At 67.9% G+C, this 18,160-nt stretch carries 16 protein-coding genes; 7 read left to right on the top strand and 9 right to left on the bottom strand.

Going from position 1 to position 18,160, the window contains the following annotated elements; genetic code table 11:
• Window positions 1–59: 59 nt before the first annotated feature.
• Window positions 60–575, bottom strand: coding sequence for a DNA-deoxyinosine glycosylase (locus tag NSQ78_RS18805; RefSeq protein WP_064239239.1), 516 nt, complete (start codon window positions 573–575; stop codon window positions 60–62).
• Between the two features lie 186 nt (window positions 576–761).
• Between NSQ78_RS18805 and NSQ78_RS18810 the strand changes: the two genes are divergently transcribed.
• The 3 genes from NSQ78_RS18810 to glpK all read left to right on the top strand — a co-directional run bounded on the left by NSQ78_RS18810 (window position 762) and on the right by glpK (window position 4,636).
• Window positions 762–1,397, top strand: a complete 636-nt coding sequence (locus NSQ78_RS18810) for an OmpW family outer membrane protein (RefSeq protein WP_064239240.1) — start codon at window positions 762–764, stop codon at window positions 1,395–1,397.
• Window positions 1,398–1,525: 128 nt separating this feature from the next.
• Window positions 1,526–3,031: a glycerol-3-phosphate dehydrogenase gene (gene glpD / locus NSQ78_RS18815; protein WP_064239241.1), complete on the top strand. Its 1,506-nt coding sequence runs from the start codon at window positions 1,526–1,528 to the stop codon at window positions 3,029–3,031.
• Between the two features lie 105 nt (window positions 3,032–3,136).
• Window positions 3,137–4,636, top strand: a complete 1,500-nt coding sequence (gene glpK, locus NSQ78_RS18820; protein ID WP_064239242.1) for a glycerol kinase GlpK — start codon at window positions 3,137–3,139, stop codon at window positions 4,634–4,636.
• A gap of 692 nt (window positions 4,637–5,328) precedes the next feature.
• Here the strand turns inward: glpK and NSQ78_RS18825 are convergent.
• Together NSQ78_RS18825 and NSQ78_RS18830 are read right to left on the bottom strand one after the other, a co-directional pair.
• A complete protein-coding gene (locus NSQ78_RS18825) occupies window positions 5,329–6,123 on the bottom strand; it encodes a MetQ/NlpA family ABC transporter substrate-binding protein (RefSeq protein ID WP_339207150.1) in 795 nt (264 codons plus the stop codon).
• Between the two features lie 26 nt (window positions 6,124–6,149).
• Window positions 6,150–7,121, bottom strand: a complete 972-nt coding sequence (locus tag NSQ78_RS18830) for a YafY family protein (protein ID WP_049467495.1) — start codon at window positions 7,119–7,121, stop codon at window positions 6,150–6,152.
• 80 nt (window positions 7,122–7,201) lie between these two features.
• Here NSQ78_RS18830 and NSQ78_RS18835 point away from each other — a divergent pair, with 80 nt between their 5' ends.
• Window positions 7,202–7,804: a hypothetical protein gene (locus tag NSQ78_RS18835; RefSeq protein WP_064239243.1), complete on the top strand. Its 603-nt coding sequence runs from the start codon at window positions 7,202–7,204 to the stop codon at window positions 7,802–7,804.
• A gap of 106 nt (window positions 7,805–7,910) precedes the next feature.
• Entirely contained in the window at window positions 7,911–8,687 is a 777-nt protein-coding gene (locus NSQ78_RS18840) for a DUF481 domain-containing protein (protein ID WP_014648509.1), read from the top strand.
• 117 nt (window positions 8,688–8,804) lie between these two features.
• Here NSQ78_RS18840 and hemC read toward each other — a convergent pair whose 3' ends face one another.
• The 5 genes from hemC to mdoH all read right to left on the bottom strand — a co-directional run bounded on the left by hemC (window position 8,805) and on the right by mdoH (window position 14,783).
• Window positions 8,805–9,716 carry a hydroxymethylbilane synthase gene (gene hemC, locus NSQ78_RS18845; protein WP_064239244.1) on the bottom strand — a complete coding sequence of 304 codons (912 nt, stop codon included), beginning with the start codon at window positions 9,714–9,716 and terminating at the stop codon, window positions 8,805–8,807.
• A 642-nt stretch (window positions 9,717–10,358) separates the two neighbouring features.
• Window positions 10,359–11,090 carry a LytTR family DNA-binding domain-containing protein gene (locus NSQ78_RS18850; protein ID WP_049471037.1) on the bottom strand — a complete coding sequence of 244 codons (732 nt, stop codon included), beginning with the start codon at window positions 11,088–11,090 and terminating at the stop codon, window positions 10,359–10,361.
• A gap of 10 nt (window positions 11,091–11,100) precedes the next feature.
• Window positions 11,101–12,144, bottom strand: a complete 1,044-nt coding sequence (locus NSQ78_RS18855) for a sensor histidine kinase (protein WP_064239245.1) — start codon at window positions 12,142–12,144, stop codon at window positions 11,101–11,103.
• Between the two features lie 3 nt (window positions 12,145–12,147).
• Window positions 12,148–12,807 (bottom strand): alpha/beta hydrolase, encoded by a 660-nt coding sequence (locus NSQ78_RS18860; protein ID WP_080473157.1) that lies wholly within the window; start codon window positions 12,805–12,807, stop codon window positions 12,148–12,150.
• A gap of 50 nt (window positions 12,808–12,857) precedes the next feature.
• Window positions 12,858–14,783: a glucans biosynthesis glucosyltransferase MdoH gene (gene mdoH, locus NSQ78_RS18865; RefSeq protein WP_064239247.1), complete on the bottom strand. Its 1,926-nt coding sequence runs from the start codon at window positions 14,781–14,783 to the stop codon at window positions 12,858–12,860.
• A 494-nt stretch (window positions 14,784–15,277) separates the two neighbouring features.
• Between mdoH and NSQ78_RS18870 the strand changes: the two genes are divergently transcribed.
• Window positions 15,278–17,323, top strand: coding sequence for a TonB-dependent receptor (locus NSQ78_RS18870; RefSeq protein WP_064239248.1), 2,046 nt, complete (start codon window positions 15,278–15,280; stop codon window positions 17,321–17,323).
• Window positions 17,324–17,383: 60 nt separating this feature from the next.
• On the opposite strand, the gene NSQ78_RS18875 is transcribed toward NSQ78_RS18870, so the two are convergent.
• Window positions 17,384–17,554 (bottom strand): hypothetical protein, encoded by a 171-nt coding sequence (locus tag NSQ78_RS18875; protein WP_005419553.1) that lies wholly within the window; start codon window positions 17,552–17,554, stop codon window positions 17,384–17,386.
• 217 nt (window positions 17,555–17,771) lie between these two features.
• On the opposite strand from NSQ78_RS18875, the gene NSQ78_RS18880 reads away from it, so the two are divergent.
• On the top strand, window positions 17,772–18,158 hold the full coding sequence (locus NSQ78_RS18880) for a DUF2628 domain-containing protein (protein ID WP_046432666.1): 387 nt from the start codon (window positions 17,772–17,774) through the stop codon (window positions 18,156–18,158).
• Window positions 18,159–18,160: the final 2 nt, after the last annotated feature.

Genomic DNA, 18,160 nt, shown 5'->3' on the forward strand with positions numbered 1-18,160 from the left:
GTTGCCCATGGGTCGGGTGCGCGACCAGTCGGTAGCGTATTGTCCAGGCGATGTCCGCCTCATGTCGCCCGTGCGTCAGCGACCGGTTGCCAGGCCTTGCGCAGGCGCGGCAGCGACCACGCGGCATTGGCAGGGCTGGTTGACGGCAACGCGACCACCGGGGGCGGCGTCTCCAGCCGCGGCAGCACCCAGCGCTGGAAGGCCTGCAGTGATGCACCGCCATTGCAGCCGATCAGCGTCAGCTCAGGCAGCGTGGCGATCAGTTCCGGCAGCGCATTGGCCACTTCGGTGCCGCGCACGATGTCCGCATCCAGGCTGCCGCGCCGCTCGCAGCGGCCGATCACATCCCACAGGCCGATGCCCGCAGCATTCAACGCCTGCAGCCGCGCTGCATAGGGCAGGTCCACGCTGAAACCGCAGATGTCGGCCATCAGCGGCCAGAAGCGGTTGCGCGGATGGGCGTAATACCGCTGCTGCTGCAGCGACGCCGCGCCTGGCATCGAGCCCAGCACCAGTACCCTGCAGTCCACGTTCACCTGCGCTTGCAGGCCGATGCACACCGTTGCTGTGCTCACATCTTCTCCAACTGCATGAATGTCACCGCGTGCCGGAAACCCCATGAATACAGGCATTCCGCACCGGTCGCTGAACAAGGAAAACTATTTTTTAACGTGCGTCGGATTCGATTCATGTTGGGGCGACTACGGTGTGCTCGCCCCGCAACCGGGGGCCCAAAACAAGAAACATTAGGAGATACCCCCATGCGCTCCATCCGTATCCTGAGTCTCGCCCTGCTGACCTCCGCCGCCTTCGCGCCGGCCGCTTTCGCCCAGGACAGCAGCAGCACCGACACCGCTTCTGGCAAGCATTTTGCCGTTGTCGGCGGCATCTCGCTGCTGGAACCGAAGAACGACACGATCACCGGCGTGAAGAAGACCGATGGTGGCCCGGCGCCGACCGTCAGCTTCAGCTACTACATCAACGACAACTGGGCCGTTGAACTGTGGGGCGCTGCCGACAAGTTCGAAAACAAGTTCAAGGGCCCGAACAACGCCCGCCTGGGCTCGGTCGAGCAGCAGCCGGTCGCGCTGAGCGGCCAGTACCACTTCGGCCAGGCTGACAACGTGTTCCGCCCGTTCGTGGGCGTGGGTTACTACCAGTCGAGCTTCAGCAACGAGAAGCTGGGCAACGGCGCTGACACCGACATCCGCTTCAAGGATGCCAAGGGCGTGATCGGTACCGTCGGCGTGGACATGAACATCAACTCCACCTGGTTCGCCCGTGCCGACGCCCGCTACATGCGCGCCCGCCCGGACGTGAAGGTTGGCGGCGAGAAGATCGGCGAAGCCAAGATGGATCCGTGGACCGTCGGCTTCGGCATCGGCGCCCGCTTCTGATCCAGGCAGCACCTGCTTCACGGATGTAACGCGACGGGCCCTTCGGGGCCCGTCGTCGTTTCCGTCACCCGCGTTCTGTAGAGTCGACTGACAGTCGACTCTACGCACACACAGGACGCGGAGGCCCGATGGACGACCTCGACCTGCTGGTCATCGGTGGCGGCATCAACGGCGCCGGCATCGCCCGTGACGCCAGCGGCCGCGGCCTGCGCGTCCTGCTCTGCGAGCAGCATGACCTGGCCGCACACACCTCCAGTGCCAGCAGCAAGCTGATCCATGGCGGCCTGCGCTACCTCGAACAGGGCGAGTTCGGCCTGGTGCGCAAAGCGCTGGGTGAGCGTGAGACGGTACGCCGGCAAGCCCCTCACCTGGTCCATCCGCTGCGTTTCGTCCTGCCCTGGGAGCCGCACCTGCGACCGCGCTGGATGCTGCGCGCGGGACTGTGGCTGTACGACCATCTGGGCCGGCGCAGCCCTGCGTTCCCCGCATCGCACGCACTGGACCTGCAACGCGATCCGCTGGGTCGCTGGCTCTCCCCCGCGTTGCGGCACGGCTTCAGCTACGCCGATGCGCAGGTCGATGACGCGCGGCTGGTGCTGCTCAACGCCCTGGATGCCGCGCAGCGCGGCGCACACGTGCGGGTCCGCAGCCGCTGCATCGACCTGCGCCCCGTGCAGGGCCGATGGCAGGCCGTTCTGGAATCCGCCGATGGCCAGCCGCACCCGGTGACGGCGCGCGCCGTTGTCAATGCGGCTGGTCCGTGGGCCGGTGGCCTGCTGGAACAGATGCAGGGGCGCGGCGATGGCCCCGCGCTGCGCCTGGTGCAGGGCAGCCACATCGTGCTGCGCCGCCCCTGGCCCAGCGACAGCGCCTGCCTGCTGCAGCAGCCCGATGGGCGCGTGGTGTTCCTGCTGCCCTTCGCCCACGGCCACCTGCTGGTCGGCACCACCGACACCGACTATCGCGGTGACCCGGCGCGCTGCAGCGTGCTCCCTGCGGAGGTGACGTACCTGTGTGATGCGGCCAATCGCTACCTGCGTGATCCCATCGCAGCGGAAGACGTGGTCTGGCGGTTCGCTGGCGTACGCCCGTTGCTGGCCGATCCCGATCCGCGTGCGGCACGACTCAGCCGTGATTACCGTCTGCAGCTGCAGTCCCACCCGGCACCGGCGCTGCATGTGCTGGGCGGCAAGCTGACCACCTACCGGGTGCTGGCCGAGGAGGCGCTGGAGCTGCTGCGGCCAGCGCTGCCACAGATGGGGCCGGCGTGGACGGCAGGCGGAGACCCGCTGCCGGGCAGCGACTGGGGCGACGCCACGCAGGCGTGCTCGCGCCTGCAGTCACTGGCACCGTGGTTGCCGAGCGGGATCGCACAGCGCTGGGCCGGGGCCTACGGCAGTCGCAGCGCGGAACTGCTGCAGGGTGTACAGGGCCTGCACGATCTTGGCGAGGCGTTTGGCGGCGGCCTGCATGCCCGCGAAGTGGACTTCCTGCGCAGGCATGAGTGGGCGCTCGACTCCGACGATGTGTTGTGGCGCAGGAGCAAGCTGGGGTTGCGGCTGGATGCTGCACAGGTGGCACGGCTGCAGGCGTGGATGGAGGGTCGGATCCCTTTCCCACAGAAAGGGCTCTGAGCCCCGTGTTGCCACGTGTGCCAACCAAGGTTGGCAGCTACCAGGGCAGCCGCGCGCGACGCGATCGATGCATTAGGATTTCCCCATCGCCATCGGAGACGCTGCATGACGCCCCGCTACGTGCTGGCCATCGACCAGGGCACCACCAGTTCGCGCGCGATCCTGTTCGACCGCGCCGGCGACATCGTCGGCAGCGCACAGCGCGAGTTCGCGCAGATCTTCCCGCATCCCGGCTGGGTCGAGCATGACCCGCGCGAGATCCTCACCAGCGTCTATGCCACGTTGACCGAACTGCTCAGCCGCGGGCAGATCGACCCGCGCCATATCGCCGCACTGGGCATCACCAACCAGCGCGAAACCACCGTAGTCTGGGACCGCACCACCGGCCAGCCCATCCACAACGCCATCGTCTGGCAATCGCGGCAGAGCCACGCCATCTGCGAGCGGCTGAAGTCCGAAGGGCATGAAGCGCTGATCCGCGAACGGACCGGCCTGTTGATCGATGCGTATTTCTCCGCGACCAAGGTGCGCTGGATCCTCGACCACGTGGAAGGTGCGCAACAGCGCGCCGAGCGTGGCGAGCTGCTGTTCGGCACCATCGACAGCTGGCTGGTGTGGAACCTCAGCGGCGGCCAGGCGCATGTGACCGACTACAGCAACGCGGCGCGCACCCTGTTGTTCAACATCCACACGCTGGACTGGGACGACGACCTGCTGGCCCTGCTCGACATCCCGCGCGCGATGCTGCCGCAGGTACGCGACTCCAGCGCGGTGTACGCGCATACCCGGCCGCAGTTCTTCTTCGACCACCCGATCCCGATCGCCGGCATCGCCGGTGACCAGCAGGCCGCGCTGTTCGGCCAGGCCTGCTTCCAGCCAGGCATGGTCAAGAACACCTATGGCACCGGCTGCTTCATGCTGATGCACACCGGTACGCAGGCGGTGCGCTCGCGCAATGGCCTGCTGACCACCGTGGCCTGGGGCCTGGACGGGCGGGTGGAGTACGCACTGGAAGGTTCGATCTTCATCGCCGGCTCGGTGGTGCAGTGGCTGCGCGACGGGCTGCGCATGATCGAACGCGCCAGTGACAGCCAGGCACTGGCCGCGCAGGTGCCCGACAGTGGCGGCGCCTACCTGGTGCCGGCGTTCGTCGGCCTCGGTGCGCCCTATTGGCGCAGCGATGTGCGCGGTGCGATGTTCGGGCTGACCCGCGGCACCCGCAAGGCGCATTTCGTGCGCGCGGCGCTGGAAGCGATGGCCTACCAGACCCGCGACGTGCTCGATGCGATGCAGTCCGATGCCGGTATCGCATTGAGCGAACTGCGCGCCGATGGCGGCGCGATCGGCAATGACTTCCTGGCCGGTTTCCAGGCGGACATTCTCGGTGTGCCGCTGTTGCGGCCGCGGCTGACCGAAACCACCGCGCTGGGTGCGGCCTACCTGGCCGGGCTGGCGGTAGGGTTCTGGTCCAGCCGTGAACAGATCGCCGCGCAGTGGGGGCTGGACCGCCGCTTCGAGCCGCAGATGAACGCGGCCCGGCGCGAGCGGCTGTACGCGGGATGGCAGCAGGCCGTCGCTGCCACCCTCGCCTTCCACGTCGATTGAGGGTAGTGCCGGCCGCTGGCCGGCAGCTCCGTGATCTTCGCAATGCCCGGTGAGTGCCGGCCAGCGGCCGGCACTACCGCACGGTCAGAACGCCGGCAGCACCGCGCCCTGGTACTTGGTCTCGATGATCGCCGCGCAGTGGGGGCTGGATGGACGCGGCCCGGCGCGAGCGGTTGTACGCGGGATTGAGGGTAGTGTAGGCCGCTGGTACAGCCCCGTGATCTTCGCAATGCAATGCTCGGTGATTGCCGGCAGCGGCGGCCTACACTACCGTACGGTCGGAACAGCCGGCAGCACCGCGCCCTGGTACTTGGTCTCGATGATCGCCGCGCAGTGGGGCTAGATTGGACGCGGCCCGGCGCGAGCGGCTGCACGCGGGATGGCAGCAGGCCGTCGCTGCCACCCTCGCCTTCCACGTCGATTGAGGGTAGTGCCGGCCGCTGGCCTACAGCTCCGTGATCTTCGCAATGCTCGGTGAGTGCTTACCAGCGGCTTACCGCACGGTCAGAACGCCGGCGGCACCGCGCCCTGGTACTTGGTCTCGATGATCGCCGCGCAGTGGGGGCTGGATGGACGCAGCCCGGCGCGAGCGGCTGTACGCGGGATTGAGGGTAGTGTAGGCCGCTGGTACAGCCCCGTGATCTTCGCAATGCCCGGTGAGTGCTTACCAGCGGCCGCACACTACCACACAGTCAGAACGCCGGCAGCACCGCGCCCTTGTACTTGGTCTCGATGAAGGCCTTCACCTGCGGGCTGGTCAGCGCCTTGGCCAGCTTCTGCACGCGGGCGTCGTCCTTGTTGTCCGGGCGCGCGACCAGGAAATTCACGTACGGCGAATCCTTGCTCTCGATCGCCAGCGCGTCCTGGGTCGGGTTGAGGCCGGCATCCAGCGCGTAGTTGGTATTGATCAGCGCCAGGTCGACCTGGTCCACCACGCGCGGCAGCATCGCCGAATCCAGCTCGCGGAACTTCAGGTTCTTCGGGTTGGCGGTGATGTCGCGCTGGGTCGACAGTGCGTTGGTCGGGTCCTTCAGCTGAATCACGCCGGCCTTGTGCAGCAGGATCAGCGCGCGGCTGTTGTTGCTCGGGTCGTTCGGGATCACCACGTCGGCACCTTCGCGCAGCTCGGCCAGCGACTTGACCTTGCGCGAGTAAGCCCCGAACGGCTCGATATGCACGCCGATCACCTTCACCAGGTCGGTCTTGCGGTCGCGGTTGTACGCATCCAGGTACGGCTCGGTCTGGAAGTAGTTGGCGTCCACCTGCTTCTGCACCAGCTGGTCGTTGGGCTGCACGTAGTCATTGAACACGCGCACGTCCAGGTCCACGCCTTCCTGCTTGAGGATCGGCTTGACCACCTCGAGGATCTCGGCGTGCGGCACGGCCGTGGCGGCCACCACCAGCTTCTGCGAGGGCTCGCCGGACGTGCCGCAGGCGGTCAGGGCCAGCGCCGCGGCGAGCAGGGGCAACAACAGGGTCTTCTTCATGGGGGACGGGATTCTCGGGGGGAGTGTCAGGAGGGTTCGTAGTTGCTCAGCGCCAGCTCAAGCAGCGCCTTGGCCTGCTCACGCAGCATCATCGGCTCGACGATCTCGGCATCCGATCCATAGTGCAGCACGTCCATCAGCAACTCGCGCGAGACGCTGTACGGCACCTTCAGCTCATAGCGGCCGTCGGCCAGGAAGCGGCCCTGCTGCTTGGAATGCCAGTGCTCGTCGGCCACCCAGCGCGCGGCCTTGGCGCTGAACAGGATGGTCGCCCACCCCTTCGGCGCACCGGAGAAAATGCCGTAGCTGGCGCCGAGCTGCTCGTCCAGCTCGCTGTCGGCGACGTCGCGGGCGGTGCTGTCGACCACCCGTGCCTTGTGGATGCGGTCCACTGCAAAACTGCGCAGGGCCTCGCGGTCGTGGTCCCAGGCGTCCAGGTACCAGTTGTCGCGATAGTGGGTCAGGCGCTGCGGCGAGACCGTGCGCTTGGTCGGCTCGTCGGTGGAACGGGCGCGGTACTCGAATGCCAGCTGGCGACGCTCCAGCACGGCCGAAGCGACGCTGCGGAAGCTGCCCTCGTCAAACTTGCGGCCGCGATGCGGGATCACCCGCACGCGGTCGACCGGCCAGCTGGAGACGCCCGCCTGGGCGGCCAGCAGGCTCTCGATGCGCTGCTGCAGCGGTGCCAGCACCGAGGACAGCACGCCGCCGCCGGTACGCGCCAGCAGGTGCTGGGAGGCCAACAGCGCATGCAGCTCTTCCGAGCTGAGCCATAGGCCGGGCAGCTCGAAGCGATCGCTCTCGTCGGCCTGGTAGCGGAAGCCCGCCTCGCCGTCGCCCTCGATCGGTGCCATCAGCGCGTCGCGCAGGAAGGCCAGATCGCGGTACACGGTGGCACGGGAACAACCGAGCTTGTCCTGCAGGGTCGCCACCGTGACCGGATAGCGCGCGGACTTGAGCAGACGATGCAGGGCGGTGATGCGTTCGTATCGGTCCATGCCCCCGATTATGTCCGAGTCGCGGGTCTTGTGTGGGACGTTTGGGCTATCGTGGTCGCCCCCACCCCATGGAATGCCCGATGCGCCGGTTGCCCGCCCTGTCCCTGCTGGCCTGCCTGCTGCTGGCCGCCTGTGATCGCGCGCCCGCGCCGGCCGGCACCGCGGCCCCCGTGCCAGCCGCCGACCCGGCGCAGGCGGTGCTGGGCGCCAGCCAGCGTTTCGCGGCCCTGCGCAGCTTCCACGCCGAACTGGAGGTCCTGGGCGCACCGCAGCCGGTGCGCAGCGCCATGGATTTCGTCGCGCCCGATCGATTCCGGGTGCAGACCCCGGCCGGTCCGCAGACCATCATCGGCGACACCCTGTTCCTGCAGGCCGACGGCGCGATCCGCCAGGTACCGACGCCGCCCGGCCTGCTGGAGCAATGGCGCAACCCGCTGCCGGCCGACGCCCTGCCGGCCGATCTGCAGGCCGAAGACCTCGGCAGCCAGGCGCTGGACGGGGTCCAGACCCGTCACTACCGGCTGCGCGGTGCCCAGCCCGGCGAACGCCTGGAATACTGGGTGGATGCCCAGGGCCTTCCGCGGCAGATCGTGCGCAGTGGCAGCAGCCATGGCCGCAGCTTCCAGCTGCGCCTGCGCTATTCGCGCTTCAACGACCCGACATTGCACGTCGATCTGCCCTGAATAGGGGATCGCAGCAACGCTTGCTGAAGCGCGCATTGGATCGATTCGGACCGCCATCACGCTTCCAGTATCATCACCGGCTGTCAACCGTTCCGGAGAACCCTCGATGTCCCTGCGCGTGTCCCTGCTGGTCCCCCTGCTGCTGTGTGCGCCGCTCGCATACGCGCAGGATGCCTCCGAGCTGGCGGCGATGTCCTCGCCGTGGAGCGGCAGCGGCGGCGAGCTCGGCTTTGCGTCGGCACGCGGCAACAGCAGCACCGAGAGCTTCAACGGCCGCCTGCGCCTGCGTTACACCGACGGCGACTGGGTGCACAGCATGGACCTGTTCGGCCTGCGCTCCAGCTCCAAGGTGACCGAGACCAATGACGACGGCACCACCACCCGTCGCAACAACACCACTGCCAACCGCTACACCGGCAGCGCCGGCAGCGCGCTGCAGCTGGGCGAGCACCGCCAGCTGACCGCCACGGTGCGTACCGAGCGCGACGACTTCGCCACCTACGACCGCCAGAGCTCGTTCGGTCTGGGCTATGGCACCCGCCTGTGGAACACCGAGCGCTTCTCGTTCGACGCGCAGATCGGCCCCGGTGTGCGCCGCACCCACAGCACCGAAGACGACCGCACCCGCACCGGCCTGATCGGCCGTGGCCTGTTCGACATGAAGTATTCGCTGACCGACAACACCGACCTGGTCAACACCCTGCTGGTCGAGTCCGGTTCGTACAACACCTTCGGCCAGAACGACTTCGGTGTCTCGGTGAGCATGAACGAGCACCTGGCGCTGAAGGCCGGCTGGCAGGCGCGTTACAACAGCGACGTCGCCGAGGACAAGCGCAAGACCGATACGCTGACCACGATGAACGTGGTCTACAAGTTCAAATAAGCAGAACGGGCGCCCAGGGCGCCCGTTCCTCTTTCGGTAGTGCCGGCCGCCGGCCGTCAACTGCATTCAACTGGGGCACGCGGTTGCTGGCCAGCGGCCGGCACTACCGGCGATGGCTCAGGCGTTCAGCAGTTCGCCGGCACCGGCCTCCAGCAGCATCTTCGCCACGCGCTGGCCGAGCGCCTCCGGGTCGCTGCCCGGGCCCACCGCCTCGGCGCGCACCGCGCGGCCATCGCTGGCACTGCCGACCAAGCCCTGCAGGTGCAGGTCGTCGCCCTGCCACTGCGCGATGGCCGCCACCGGCACATGGCAGCTGCCATGCAGCGCGCGGTTCATTGCCCGCTCGGCTTCCACGCAGGCGCGCGTGGCTGCGTCATCAAGCGTGGCGAACAGCGCCCGCAGGCGCGCATTGCCGCCATCACATTCCACCGCGACGGCGCCCTGTGCCGGCGCCGGCAGCCACTGTGGCGGCTGCAGGCGCGCGACGATGCGTGCGCCCAGGCCGAGGCGCTCCAGCCCGGCCACGGCCAGCACGATCGCGTCGTAGCCACCATTGTCGAGCTTGGCCAGGCGCGTGTTGACGTTGCCACGCAGGTCCAGCAGCTGCAGGTCCGGGCGCAGCGCGCGCAGCTGGGCCTGGCGGCGCAGCGACGAAGTACCGACCCGGGCACCTATCGGCAGCGCGTCCAGCGAGGCATACAGGTTGGAAACAAAGCCATCGGCCGGATCGTGGCGGGGCAGGATTGCCGGCAGCGCGAACGGCTCGTCCAGTTCCATCGGCACGTCCTTCAGCGAGTGCACCGCGCAGTCGGCCTCACCGCGCAGCATGGCCAGCTCCAGTTCCTTCAGGAACAGGCCCTTGCCACCGATCGCGGCAAGCGAGCGATCAAGCACCTCGTCACCGCGGGTGCTCATCGGCACCAGTTCCACATGCAGGCCGGGATGGGCCTGGCGCAAGCGGTCGGCGACGTGTTCGCTCTGCCAGAGGGCGAGCGGGCTCTTGCGGGTGGCGATGCGGACGGTTTCCATCCGGTCATTATCGCGCCTTCGGCGCGGATACGGCCAACGGCGGAGCCCCTCGTGGCTGGGGGTATCAAAGCAGAAGCCGTGCTTGGCCGGGGCGGTGGGGTCACGCGGGGACGCCGTGAACCCATCCCTGGGGGCTTGGCCGCGACATCCATGCCGCCGACACCCCGCATGACCTCACCGCCCCGACCTTTGACAATTTCCGTGTGCGCCAGCCACGGAAGATCAAAAGAAAAATGAAGAAGCAAAGGCAACAGCCGACGGCTTCCGGGGTCAGATCCCTTTTCCGCAGGAAAAGGGATCTGACCCCTCTTCCCCCGCCCGATAACACCAATGCTCTTGCTGTCCGATGCGGTAGACAACGGACGGGTTGGGCCGGGGTGGGGTGGCGGGACCGTTGGCGCCATGGGCCCGAGGCATGCCTTGGGCGGGTTGGGCAGGACGCCCAACCCCGGACTTGCCGTGTGCGCAGGACAGCGCACACGAGCAAGGCGCCATCGAGCCCCCATGGATGGGTTTACGGCGTGTCCCGCCGCCCCACCCCGGCCCGAGCCAGCACGTAGAAACACCGAGCCATGACCCGCTGTTGCTGTTGCTTCAGACGTTGCTCTCAAGCAGTCGCGGCCGCAAGCCGCGCGGGACCACTCACAGATGCCGCAGTTCCTGCTTCAGCGTCGCCACGCAGCGGCGGCTCACTTCCAGCGGCTGCTTGCCATGCCGCAGCACCGCCTGCACCTGCCCGCCAGAGCCACGACGCAGTTCCACCAGCTCGTGGCGTGCCACCAGGCAATTGCGATGGATGCGGATGAATCGGCTGGCGAACTCCTCCTCCAGCGACTTCAGCGATTCCTCGATCAGGTCCTCGCCGCGTGCGTGGTGCACCACGACGTACTTCTCCTCGGCCTGCAGGTAGTGGATGTCGTCCAGCGGAATCAGGCGCAGGCTGCCGCGCAGGCGCGCGCACAGCACGCTGCGTGCCTGTTGCCCGCTGTGCGCCTGCGGCTGGCCATCGCGGCCGGCCAGGAATGTGCGTGCACGTGCAATCGCCGCCGCCAACCGTTCGGCACGCACCGGCTTCATCAGGTAATCGATCGCCGCCGCCTCGAACGCTGACAGCGCATGCGCATCGTAGGCGGTGCAGAACACCACGGCCGGCCGCGGTTCGAAGCTGGCCAGGTGGCGGGCAGCTTCCAGGCCATCCAGCCCGGGCATCGCGATATCCAGCAGGACCAGGTCCGGCTGCAGCGCCGCGCACGCGTGCAGGGCCTGCTCGCCGTTGCCGGCCTCGGCCACCACGTCCACGCCTTCCTGCGCCGCCAACAGGCTGCGCAGGCGCTCGCGCGCCAGTGGTTCGTCATCGGCGATGACTACCCTCACGATCGTTCCCTCACTGGATCGGCACTGTCACCTGGCAGGCATAGTAGCCCTCGCTCCAGCCAGCCGTCATCCGCGCGGCGCTGCCGAAGCGCCAGGCCAGCCGATGGCCGATGCTGTGCTGGGCATGGCCGGCGCCCCGCGCCAACGCCAGCCCCGGTGCCTGCGGATCGGGTGCCGGGTTGCGCACGCGGATCTGCAACGCGTTGCCCTCGCGCGTCAGGTGCAGCTCGATGGTGCCGCCTTCGGGCAGGCGCGAGATGCCATGCAGCACGGCGTTCTCCACCAGCGGCTGCAGTACCAGCCTCGGTAACGGCAGATCCCACGGCAGCGGTTCCTCGCGCTGCCAGCGCACCTGCAGGCGTTCGCCCAGGCGCAGCGATTCGATCGACAGGTAGCGCTCGGCCAGCTCGCATTCGTCGCGCAGGGTGGAATCACCCTCGCCTGCGCCCAGCGCCGCACGGAACAGATCGGACAGGTCGAGCACGGCACGCTCGGCCACCGCCGGGTCCCGATGCAGCAGGCTGGCGATCAGGTTCATGCTGTTGAACAGGAAATGCGGGCGGATGCGCGCCTGCAGCGCATCGGCCTGCGCGCGCGCATTGGCCTGCACCTGGGCCGCCCAGCGGTCGCTGACATAGAAGTAACGAAGCGCCAGCGCGCTGATCAGCGCGGTGGTGGCGGCGCTGCCGAGGGTGAAGCGCCAGAAGCTGATGCCGTTGGCGAAACTGTCACCCAGCACCGCGTACAACGCGTGCACGATGCCGGCGCAGACCACCGCGATCAGGGTTGCCAGCGCGATCGCGGCAACGGCGCCCAGTACCTGCGGCAGCCTCGACAGCGCCTTCCGCAGCACGCACAGGCTGGCGGCCACTGCCAGCGCCAGCCACAGCGCGAAGCCGCTGGCCGACAGCAGTTCGCCAACCGTCCAGTGGCGGCTGCCATCCGGCGCAAGCGCCAGCACCACCACCACCAGCTCGGCCAGGCCCAGCATCGCCGCCAGCCGTGGCAGGCGGCACAGTTCCGGCATCCACGGCGATGGGCTGGCCGGGGGCATGGCTCAGGCAACGCCCAGCCGTTCCTGCAGCCAGTCACCCAGCGCCTGGATTTCTTCGGCACAGACCTGGTGGGCCATCGGGTAGCTGTGCCACGCCACGTCCAGGCCCAGCGTGCGCAGCGCCTGTGCGCTGTGCGCGGCGACGGCCTGCGGGATCACCGGGTCGCCACTGCCATGGGCCATGAACACCGGCACCTGCACGGCACCTTCAGCGCGACGGGCACTGTCGGCCTCGGGCAGATAGGTGGACAGGGCGATCAGGCCGGCCAGTGGCGCGGTGCGCGCCAGCGCGGCGGTCAGGATGATCGCCCCGCCCTGCGAGAAGCCGGCCAGGAAGATCTTCTCCGCCGCGATGCCACGCTCGATCTCGCGCGCGATCAGCGCGTCCAGCTGCACTACCGATTCCTGGACGCCGGCCATGTCGGCACGCGACCGGAAGTCCATGCCGACGATGTCGTACCAGCCGCGCATCGGCACGCCGTTGTTGATCGTGATCGGCCGCACCGGTGCGTGCGGGAACACGAAGCGCAGCGCCGGCCAGTGCGGCCGCACCAGTTCCGGCACGATCGGCGCGAAATCGTGGCCATCGGCGCCGAGGCCGTGCAGCCAGATCACCGACCACTGCGGCGAGGCGCCGGTTTCCTGTTCCACCGTTTGCAGCATGATGCGGCTCCGTCAAGTTCGAGCCGCATTATGCCGCTGGCGTGGGGCAATCAGTACAGCGGCGGGTGCTCGGCCGCTTCCCGCCGCAGCTGGGCGGCGCGGACCAGTACCGGTGGCGGGATGTTCTCTTCGGGAATGTCCAGCAGGCCCAGGCGATGCAGGAAGGCGCCCGGCCCCCGCGAGGAGGTCAGCGCCACCACCGGAATGGCCAACACCATGCCGATCACCACCGGCGCCATCCACGCCGCCAGCGACGGCGACACGGCCCAGGCCAGCACGCCCATGAAGGCGCCGAACGCACCCAGGCCGCCATAGCCGCGGATCAGCGCCATCCACGAGATGCCGCCGTCGTCGCGCTGCTGCGCGTCCCAGCCCGAGTCGCGGCCGGACAGCACCTCGGCCACGCCGCGCGACTGCACGTACATCACCACCGGCGCCATCAGCGCGGCCAGCACGGTTTCCACCAGCATCGACACGAAGGCGCGGATCGCGCCGCCACAGCCCCGGCGGTCGACCGGGTCCAGCAGCATCGCCAGGTAGCCCAGGACCTTGGGCAGCAGCAGCACTGCCATGGTGGCGGCAAACAGCCGCACCACCTGTTCTTCGTCCTGCGCGCGCCAGTACACGCTGGGCGACAGGTGCAGCAGGGCATTGAAGTCGATGCCCTCCTGGAACAGCGGGATGGCGATGCCGATCAGCATCAGCATCGCCCACATCGGTGCGGTGAAATAGTGGCCGATGCCGATCAGCATGTGCGTGCGGCTGATCCAGTGCAGGCCGCGGCTGCCGACCACCTTGCCGTGCTGCAGGTTGCCCTGGCACCAGCGGCGGTCGCGCACCAGCAGGTCGGTCAGCGTCGGCGGGCCTTCCTCGTAGCTGCCACCAAGGTAGGGCACCATGTGCGCGGCCCAGCCGCCACGGCGCATCAGTGCCGCTTCGACGAAGTCGTGGCTGAGCACATGGCCGCCGAATGGCTTGCGTCCTGGCAGCGCCGGCAGGCCGGCGTGGTCGGCGAAGGCGCGGGTGCGGATGATCGCGTTGTGGCCCCAGTAATTGCTTTCGGCGCCATGCCACCACGCCACGCCACGGGCGATCACCGGGCCATACACGCGCCCGCCGAACTGCTGCATGCGCGCGAACAGGGTGCGGCCACCGATCACCGACGGCAGGGTCTGGATCAGGCCGACGTCGGCGTTGTGCTCCATGCCGGCCACCAGGCGCACGATGCTGTCGCCGGTCATCAGGCTGTCGGCATCCAGGATCAGCATCTGCGGGTAGGCGCCGCCGAAGCGACGCACCCAGTCGGCGATGTTGCCGGCCTTGCGCCCGGTGTTGTCACCGCGGCGGCGGTAGAACAGGCGGGCCTGGCCGTCCGGCACCCGGTCGCGCAGTTCGGCGAACACCTGTTCCTCGGCAGCGGCGATGTCGTCGCGGCGGGTATCGCTGAGCACGAAGAAATCGAAGCGGTCGAGCTGGCCGGTGGCCGCCACCGACTCATAGATCGCCTGCAGGCCGGCCAACAGGCGGCGCGGATCTTCGTTGTACGTCGGCATCAACAATGCGGTACGGCTGTGCACGGCCGGCAACGGTTTGTCCGGGTCGATGCCGAGGCGATAGCCGCGGTCGAACACCGCGGTCAGGAAGCCGGCCAGCGCGCTGGCAAAGGACAGCGCGATCCAGGCGAACAGGCCGACGAACAGCACCAGCAGGCAGGCTTCGAGCACGCTGATGCCATTGGCCGACAGCACCCGCCACATCATCCGCGTGGCCACGGCGGTCATCCCGAGCGTGCCACCGAAGATGTACAACCGACGCAGGCCGATCAGGCGTGGCGAGGTGCGGTGCCGCCGGACCTTCAGTGCGCCTTGGTGCAGGGTCTGCTCGGGCATCGGCAATGGCGATTCCGCGGGCAGCAGCGCCCAACCGGCATCACGCCGGGGCGATTCTGCTTCCGCCTGGATGGTCTGCACCCCCATCGACACCTACTCCGCGCCGTCGGCACGGCCGGCCGTCCCGGCCGGGCTGCATGCACCAAGGTTCCCGGCGCGCTTTCCCGGCGCCCGCACTTGTCCTGGCTGTGTCGGCCCGGGGCCGCACAGTCGATGTCTGTCACTACCGGAACCCACACGATCTCCAACGGGGCGGAATCGAAAATGCGGCCCAGTCTAGGGCGCCAAATGTAAGCCGGGTGCGAAGGCCTACGCCGGGATTTCTCCCCATTCAGCTAATAGCAGGCGATCACGTCGCGGGACGGCCAGATGTCACTCCATCCGCGCCGGCACTGGATCGTAACAAATGAGAACGGGTATCATTCAAAAATCAGGCAGGTCACCGTCTTCCGCACGGCCGCGACCCACCCAGCTGCGCCGGTCCGCACCGCGCGCCCGACGACCCACGGAAGGGTAGCTGCCTGCTGTCTGCCTGCGCCTGCTGCTTCCACCGGGTCACCCTACCTCCCATGGAAGCCGTCATGTCCCTGCCGTCCCGTTCCCCCCGCGCGCGCCTGCCGCGCACCCGCCTGGCCAGCGCCCTGGCCACCGCCTGCCTGCTGGCCCTGCCCGTCCTGGCCGCCGCCGAGGCCAGCACCGATGCCTCCCCCCAGGACCTGGACGCCGTGGTGGTCACCGCCTCCGGCAGCCAGCAGTGGATCAAGGATGCCCCGGCCAGCATCAGCGTGATCAGCCGCGAGGACATCGAGCGCCAGCCGGTGCCCGACCTGGCCACCCTGCTCAGCCGTGTTCCGGGGGTGACCGGTGGCCTCAGTGCAGTCGGCGAGCAGTCCAAGATCAAGCTGCGCGGCATGCCGTCCAACTACACGCTGGTGCTGGTGGACGGCAAGCGCATGGGCAGCTCGGCCTCGACCCACTACCGCCCCGATCTCGGCCGCCAGGACCTGAACTGGATCGCGCCCGAGCAGATCGAGCGCATCGAAGTGGTACGTGGACCGATGTCCTCGCTGTACGGCTCCGACGCCATGGGCGGGGTGATCAACATCATCACCCGGCGCATCGGCGACGCCTGGACTGGCAGCGCCACCCACAGCCTTACCCGCCCCGGTGACAGCAAGCGCGGCGATACCCAGCAGATCGGCGCGACCTTCTCCGGCCCGCTGGGCGAGCGCTTCGGCCTGCGCATCGGTGCCAACAGCATGCGCCGTGAGTCGGACCAGTCCAACGGCGGCGTCTATGGCAACGCCTACGCCGGCGAGAAGGACCGCAATGTCGATGCCCTGCTGCAGTGGACGCTCAGCGACGCACAGGCGCTGTCGCTGGAGGCGGGCCATGGCGTGCAGCAGGCCTTCATCGATGCGTCGCTGGAAAAGCAGGACGAAGGCGCCTGGGGTGCCAGTGAGCTCAAGCGCAGCTCGCTGGCGCTCAACCACGATGGCAGGTGGCGCTTCGGCACCTCCAGGCTCAGCGCGTACTGGACCGAATACACGAACGACATTGGTGCCACCGGCCGTTCCGAGGCCACCGATACGATCATCGAAGGCAGCCTGACCACGCCATTCACCCTGGGCGTTGAACATCAGTTCGCGGCGGGTGGGCAGTGGAAGCGCCAGCAGCTGACCAACACCGACACCATCGGCCGCGCGCCGATCGACTACGCCGGCAACGCGGTGAGCGGCTCCAATCTGGACGTGGATACCTGGGCGCTGTTCGTCGAGGACGAACTGAAGCTGCACCGCACCCTCGCCCTGACCGTGGGCGCGCGCCTGGACCATCACCCGCAGTTCGGCGGCCACGTCAGCCCGCGTGCCTACCTGGTCTGGCACCCGGCCGAACAGTGGACGATCCGCGGTGGTGTCTCCAAGGGCTTCCGCGCGCCCAGCCTGACCGAGAACTCAGCCAGCGCGGCTACCCAGTCCGGCGGCCGCGGCTGCACCTCGCTGATCCCGCTGGGCTATACCCGCGGTGGCTGTTACATGGCCGGCAACCCGGACCTGGATCCGGAAACCAGCACCAACCGCGAGATCGGCATCAGCTTCGACAATGACCTGATCGATGCCGGGGTGACCTATTTCCATACCGACTTCCGCAACAAGATCGAGTACGCGCCCCTGGGCCTGTTCAACGGCCTCTGGTGGACGCGCATGAGCAACGTGCAGCGCGCGCGCACCAGTGGCATGGAAGGCAATTTCAACGTCCGCTTCGGCGAGCAGTGGCGCTGGCGCACGTCGGCGACCTGGATGAAGGAAGCCAGGAACCTGACCACCGGCCGCGACCTGATCGATACGCCGGAATTCTCCGGCTATTCGTCGCTGGACTGGACGCCCGGCACGGTGTTCTCCAGCAGCCTGTCGGCGCAGTACACCGGCAGGCAGGTCGGCACCGCCACGACCTTCCTCAAGGCCTACACCCTGTATGACCTGACCGCGGCATGGAACGTCAACGAGGTGCTGACCCTGCGCGGTGGCGTCAGCAACCTGGCGGACAAGAAGCTGTATGCAGAGGGCTCCACCGACTACTTCGTCGCCGGGCGCAGCTACTTCCTCAGCATGACCGCACGGTTCTGACCGGCGGCGCGCGCCGTGATCGCGCTGGCGACCTGCCAGCGCGATCGACGGTGTTGCGGGTTACTCGCTTTCCAGCGCGGCCGGTGCCGCGTCGCGCGTGGCGGCCGTGCGTGCACGGTCCATCGCCACCGCCAGTTGCTGGCGTGCGAGCAGTTGTTGTGCCTGCACCACTTCAGGTGTCGGCAGGAGCACCGGTCCCGGTGCGTTTTCCGGTGTAGCAGGTGTGGTCATGCAACCTCCATGGACATCCCGCCGCCGCACGGGTCCAACCGGGGCGGCAGCGGAACTGCGCACCCTAACTCAAAAACGAGGCAGGCGGGTGACGGTGCGGCACCCGGCCGCACGACGTGGAACATGGCGCGCGTCACATTTTTGACGGCAGCCCTTGGATCCTGAATAGGACTTGCCTTATCATGAAAACGTTTTCTCACAGGGATGTTTCCCCAAAATGAATACCACTGACCTGTCCCAGTTCAGCCCGAAGTGGCAGTTCCGCTTCAACTTCTTCCGCCAGCATGGCGCCCCCAAGAATCCCGGTTTCAAACAGGCCTGGAAGGCGCTGTCGTTCGGTGACCGCCTGAAGATCAACCTGAACTTCTTCGCGTTGTTTTTCGGTGCGATCTACCTGTTGATCCTGGGCATGTGGCGCAAGGCGCTGGTGGTCATCGGCATCAACATCGCGCTGGCCATCATCAGCATGTTCCTTCCCGACGTCGTCGGGCGCATGCTGTTCATCGCGATGAATCTGCTGGTCGCCTCCAGCACCAACTACAGCTATTACCTGGAGAAGGTGGAGGGTCGCGCCAGCTGGAACCCGTTTGAAGGAATGTTCTAAGC

Source organism: Stenotrophomonas sp. FSL W7-1447, assembly GCF_037966425.1.
In the GTDB taxonomy this organism is placed as follows: Bacteria; Pseudomonadota; Gammaproteobacteria; order Xanthomonadales; family Xanthomonadaceae; genus Stenotrophomonas; species Stenotrophomonas pavanii.

Bases quoted from the DNA above. Each gene is read 5' to 3' on its own strand.
- NSQ78_RS18855 (WP_064239245.1), bottom strand. From the start codon at position 12,144: ATGCCCCCGGCCAGCCCATCGCCGTGGATGCCGGAACTGTGCCGCCTG.
- NSQ78_RS18840 (WP_014648509.1), top strand. From the start codon at position 7,911: ATGTCCCTGCGCGTGTCCCTGCTGGTCCCCCTGCTGCTGTGTGCGCCG.
- NSQ78_RS18810 (WP_064239240.1), top strand. From the start codon at position 762: ATGCGCTCCATCCGTATCCTGAGTCTCGCCCTGCTGACCTCCGCCGCC.
- NSQ78_RS18880 (WP_046432666.1), top strand. From the start codon at position 17,772: ATGAATACCACTGACCTGTCCCAGTTCAGCCCGAAGTGGCAGTTCCGC.
- NSQ78_RS18875 (WP_005419553.1), bottom strand. From the start codon at position 17,554: ATGACCACACCTGCTACACCGGAAAACGCACCGGGACCGGTGCTCCTG.
- NSQ78_RS18830 (WP_049467495.1), bottom strand. From the start codon at position 7,121: ATGGACCGATACGAACGCATCACCGCCCTGCATCGTCTGCTCAAGTCC.
- NSQ78_RS18825 (WP_339207150.1), bottom strand. From the start codon at position 6,123: ATGAAGAAGACCCTGTTGTTGCCCCTGCTCGCCGCGGCGCTGGCCCTG.
- NSQ78_RS18870 (WP_064239248.1), top strand. From the start codon at position 15,278: ATGTCCCTGCCGTCCCGTTCCCCCCGCGCGCGCCTGCCGCGCACCCGC.
- hemC (WP_064239244.1), bottom strand. From the start codon at position 9,716: ATGGAAACCGTCCGCATCGCCACCCGCAAGAGCCCGCTCGCCCTCTGG.
- glpK (WP_064239242.1), top strand. From the start codon at position 3,137: ATGACGCCCCGCTACGTGCTGGCCATCGACCAGGGCACCACCAGTTCG.
- NSQ78_RS18835 (WP_064239243.1), top strand. From the start codon at position 7,202: ATGCGCCGGTTGCCCGCCCTGTCCCTGCTGGCCTGCCTGCTGCTGGCC.
- mdoH (WP_064239247.1), bottom strand. From the start codon at position 14,783: ATGGGGGTGCAGACCATCCAGGCGGAAGCAGAATCGCCCCGGCGTGAT.
- glpD (WP_064239241.1), top strand. From the start codon at position 1,526: ATGGACGACCTCGACCTGCTGGTCATCGGTGGCGGCATCAACGGCGCC.
- NSQ78_RS18860 (WP_080473157.1), bottom strand. From the start codon at position 12,807: ATGCTGCAAACGGTGGAACAGGAAACCGGCGCCTCGCCGCAGTGGTCG.